Below are 4,539 nucleotides of genomic sequence, written 5' to 3'. Positions count from 1 at the left end.
CGCTTAGTTCAGCGACCGCACCTGCTGATAAGAATTGAGCCGTTCCCGCAGCGAGGTGAGCCAGACATCCGGCTCCTGACGGCAGATTTCGGTGAGGATCGGCGTCAGCACCAGCTCGGCTTCATGGAAGTCGGTCCACTCCGGCGGCTCCAGTGAAAAAGGATCGTTCATCAGCCAAATCACCATCGGCGTCCAGGCGCGCGGATCCAGTTGCAGATAATCCTGACAGCGCATCATATCTCGGGTCCGCGCCTCATCGGGGACGACATCCTTTCCCACCGCGGCGCTACTCATTGCCAGTACTGTTATTCCTGCCAGCAGATGTTTCCAAACCCATTTTCGCCAGAAGGCGCGTTTTTCTTTCGCCATTGTTATTATTTTACCTGCCAGTTGTCGCCGGACGATATTCCCGAGAACTCACCTTAATAAGAGCAGATTAATCGTTTGCATTTTTTTTAACAGCAGACCGCGCTGAAGCAAGTGAACGCCCGTTCCTACAGCTGTCATCCAGCTATGCAAATATATTCGTCTGGCTCAGCTCCACAATATTTCCCTGGCCCAAAACGATTTGTGTTACAATTACGCCTTATAACGGCATCGATAAAAATAACCCCCGCCGCACCTGCACCAGGCATCGCCCTTCTTTTTTCATATCAGGATTTACGCCCCCATGAATGCGATAATCATTGACGATCATCCATTGGCACGTATCGCCATTCGCAACCTTCTCGACAGCAACGGTATTACCGTCGCGGCAGAGCTCGACAGCGGCGCTCATGCCGTGCAGACCGCGGAAAGCATGCAGCCTGACCTGCTCATCGTCGACGTCGATATTCCGGAGCTCAGCGGTATCGAGGTGCTGGAGCAGCTGCGCAAACGCCGCTACCAGGGAACAATCATCATCATTTCCGCTAAGAATGAACTGTTCTACGGCAAACGCAGCGCCGACTGCGGAGCAAATGGTTTTGTGAGTAAAAAAGAGGGAATGAATAATATCCTCGCCGCAATCGAGGCAGCCAATAATGGCTACAGCTATTTCCCCTTTTCACTGGAACGCTTCTGCACCCACGGCATCACCGATCAGGACCGGCTGGATACGCTGTCAACGCAGGAGATGAAGGTGTTCCGCTATATTCTCAGCGGCGTCGACTACACCACCATCGGCAGCAAAATGAATATCAGCAATAAAACGGTAAGTACCTATAAGGTCCGTCTGATGGATAAATTAGGCTGCAGCACCCTGCTTGAGCTATATGACTTTGCGCAACGCAATAAAATAGGGTGATGGCATGGCGGTTCGTCTTATTTTATCCGTCGTTGTCGGGCTGGCGCTGAGCCTCTCGCCTGCCGCGTATGCCATGAAACAGCTGGAGCTGAAGAGTCATTCTCATATCGCGGCGATCGATATCCCGCTTAGCGGTAAGGAGAAAGCATGGCTGGCGGCGCAGCCTAAGCTGACCATCGGGACCTGGCTTCCCGAGAGGACGCCCATCGTCTACGACGGCGACGAGAAAAGTTATCAGGGCATTAACGCCGACTATCTGGCGCTGATGGCGCACAGCCTCGGACTGAAGGTGATTATCCGCCAGTATGACACCGAGCAGCAGGCGCTCACCGCCCTGGCCGACCGCCAGGTGGATACCCTGCTCACTCAGGTGGCGCACCGGGATGCGCTCGCCCCGGGCCTGGATCAATCCGCGCCGCTGCTTAAAACCTGGCCGACGCTGGTCACCTCGCTGAAATCCCCTCTGCCGCCGCTGACCACTGACCGCCGCGTCACGCTGGCCTGCACCCGCGATTGCGCTTTTTTCGATATTATTCAGCAGGCGTTTCCCAACGCCAAAATCACCCTTTATGATAGCGACTATCAGGCTCTCGCCTCGGTGGTCAGCGGCGAGAATCAGTATTTTATCGGCAACAACATCACCACTGGCCACTGCATCTCGAAATATTTCTCGCAATCGCTGGTTATCGCGCACTATTTTCGTCAGCAGGAGCAACACAACCGCTTTGTCACCCGTGACGATCGGCCAGAGCTGCATCAACTCTTCGACCGTTTTATCCATGCCGTCGACAGCGACACCGCGATGCGGATCATGCAAAACTGGCTCAACCGTGGCGATCTGTCGTTTCTCAATACCCCGCTTACCTTTAGCCCCGAAGAGCAGCGCTGGCTGCAGAAGCATCGTCGCGTCCGCCTGCTGGTGAACCCCTATTTTCCGCCATTTACCCTGGTGGATAACGAGGATGAACTGCGCGGCATCATGGCCGATATGCTGAATATTGTCTCACTCCAGACCGGCCTGCAGTTTGACCCTATTCTGGTGCGCAACCGTCAGGCTCTGGCAAAGCGCATGGAAAAAGAGGACTGGGCGATCATGCCCGCCGCCACCCTGACCCCACAGCCGCAGGCCTACGTCACCCTCAGCGATCCGCTCATTAACGTGGCCTTTGTGCTGGTCGCCCGCGGCAGCGCCCCCGATCAGCATCTGCTGACGCGCTCGGCGCGGATCGCCCTGCCGGTCGGGCCTATCGCCGCCCATGATCTGAAAGCGCGTTTTCCGCTGATTAACTGGGTGGAAACGGATAACGTTGGCGTCGCCATGAAGATGGTAGAAGAAGGCGAAGTGGATGCCGCCGTAGCCTCGGAGCTTTCCGCCCGCTATATGATCGACCACTACTATCCACAGGGTCTGCACTACACCCGCATTGATGGACTCCCCGTCGCGGCCATTCGGCTGGCCATCCCGCGCGATGAACCGGTGCTGGCCGCCATTCTTAACAAAGCGCTGCAGGTTATTCCGCCACGGGATATTCTGCAGATGACCGAGAAGTGGTCGAAAATCTCCAGTCAGCAAATAGAGAACTGGAGCCAGTACAGCCGCCAGTTTTACCAGCTGATCGCCTTTGCGCTGGTGCTGATCGCCATCAGCCTCGGCTGGGGACTCTCCCTGTGTCGGGAAGTGCGCAAACGTAAAGACTCCCAGCAGCGGCTCGAGGAGGAGCTGGCGCAGAAGGAAGCCCTCTCCTGTGCGCTGGAGCGCGAAAAAGACAAAGCGATTCAGGCGACAAAAGCCAAGAGCCGCTTTCTGGCCAGCATGAGCCACGAGCTGCGCACGCCGGTGAGCGCCATCGTCGGCTTTCTGGAGCTGCTGGCGAAACCGGAGCTGAACGGCGGCCAGCGTAAAGAGGCGATCGAGCTGGCGGGATCGACGGCGCAAACCCTACTGGGACTTATCGGCAATATTCTTGATATCGACAAGATTGAATCGGGAAAATACCAGGTTACCCCGCAGTGGAGCGATGTCGCACAGTTAGTGTCGCAGCAGTGTCATACCTTCGACGCGCTGGCGCAGCAAAAGGGCATCGATCTGCACTACCATAACGCGCTGCAGGAAGGGAACATGCTGTGGGTCGACCCGCAGGCGCTACGGCAAATCCTCAATAATCTCATCGGCAATGCGCTGAAGTTTACCGTCGAAGGCGCAATTCAGGTCTCCTGCCGGCTGACGCCGGCGAATGAGACACAGGGAGAGCTGGCCCTCATGGTTAGCGACAGCGGCTGCGGGATCAGTGAAGCAGAGCAGGCCACCCTCTTCCACCGCTATGCCCAGGCGCGCCAGGGACGACAGCAGACCGGCTCCGGACTGGGGCTGGTCATTTGCAAAGAGCTGGTTGCGCTGATGCAGGGTCGCCTGGAGATGGTCAGCCGTCCGGGCGTGGGGACCACTTTCACCATCACGCTGCCGGTCAAGGCGAGCCGCTGCGCGATCCACGCGCCGCAGGCGTCGCCCGCCAGACCGCAAGCTCTACCCGGGCTGGCGATACTGATAGCGGACGATCACCCCACCAACCGGCTACTGCTCAAGCGCCAGCTCAGCACTATCGGCTATAGCGTCGATGAAGCCTGCGACGGTGAAGAGGCAGAGAATAAGCTCGCCAGCAAACATTACGATCTGCTGATAACGGACCTCAATATGCCGAAGAAAGATGGCCTGGCGCTGGCGGCCTCGCTACGCCGTCGCTATCCGGGCCTGGTAATTTGGGGCGTGACTGCCAGCGCGCTGCCGCAGTCGCGGGAGGCGTGTCTGGCCAGCGGCATGAATATGTGTCTGTTTAAGCCGGTGTCGGTCCAGACGCTGAGTCATGAGCTCAGCCGTTTAGCGGTGGGCCGCGCATCACCTCACGCTACCCGGCACCTGAAGCTCAGCGTGCTGAGCGAGAATACGGGGGGAGACCAGGCGCTGATGAATGAGATGCTGGAGACGTTCCGCGATGCGTCGGCCGCGGATTTACAGGCTGCCGGACAGGCAATCGCCCGGCATGAGCCGCAGACCTTTCTGCGGGCGCTGCACCGCCTGCACGGTTCAGCACAAATTCTGGGGATTACTGCGCTACAACAACTGTGCGCCCCTTTTGAGGCAAAGCGGCCTGATTCGCTGACGCCGGCAAGCTGTCTGGAGGTGGTACAGCGCATCACCGGCGTCATGCGCGAGATCGATGGCGAAATCGACGCCCTGATCGGCCGCTAGCCGTTCC

3 protein-coding genes are annotated in these 4,539 nt (G+C 57.9%); 2 read left to right on the top strand and 1 reads right to left on the bottom strand.

Translation table 11 applies throughout. From position 1 onward, the window contains the following. Positions 1-3 precede the first annotated feature (3 nt). Positions 4-369, bottom strand: a complete 366-nt coding sequence (locus HMPREF9538_RS0127470; protein ID WP_004900718.1) for an HdeA/HdeB family chaperone — start codon at positions 367-369, stop codon at positions 4-6. 301 nt (positions 370-670) lie between these two features. Between HMPREF9538_RS0127470 and evgA the strand changes: the two genes are divergently transcribed. Both evgA and HMPREF9538_RS16155 read left to right on the top strand, forming a co-directional pair. Continuing rightward, positions 671-1,285 (top strand): acid-sensing system DNA-binding response regulator EvgA, encoded by a 615-nt coding sequence (evgA, locus tag HMPREF9538_RS16150; protein ID WP_004900721.1) that lies wholly within the window; start codon positions 671-673, stop codon positions 1,283-1,285. A gap of 4 nt (positions 1,286-1,289) precedes the next feature. Then, the gene (locus tag HMPREF9538_RS16155; protein ID WP_009484809.1) at positions 1,290-4,532 is read left to right on the top strand and encodes an ATP-binding protein; all 3,243 of its coding nucleotides are present in this window, start codon (positions 1,290-1,292) and stop codon (positions 4,530-4,532) included. The last annotated feature ends 7 nt before the right edge of the window (positions 4,533-4,539 follow it).

The organism is Klebsiella sp. MS 92-3, from assembly GCF_000195655.1.
Taxonomy (GTDB): domain Bacteria; phylum Pseudomonadota; class Gammaproteobacteria; order Enterobacterales; family Enterobacteriaceae; genus Klebsiella; species Klebsiella pneumoniae.
This window is presented reverse-complemented; position numbering and strand designations above follow the sequence as displayed.

Coding starts and splice junctions, on each gene's coding strand:
- HMPREF9538_RS16155 (WP_009484809.1), top strand. CDS start 1,290: ATGGCGGTTCGTCTTATTTTATCCGTCGTTGTCGGGCTGGCGCTGAGC.
- evgA (WP_004900721.1), top strand. CDS start 671: ATGAATGCGATAATCATTGACGATCATCCATTGGCACGTATCGCCATT.
- HMPREF9538_RS0127470 (WP_004900718.1), bottom strand. CDS start 369: ATGGCGAAAGAAAAACGCGCCTTCTGGCGAAAATGGGTTTGGAAACAT.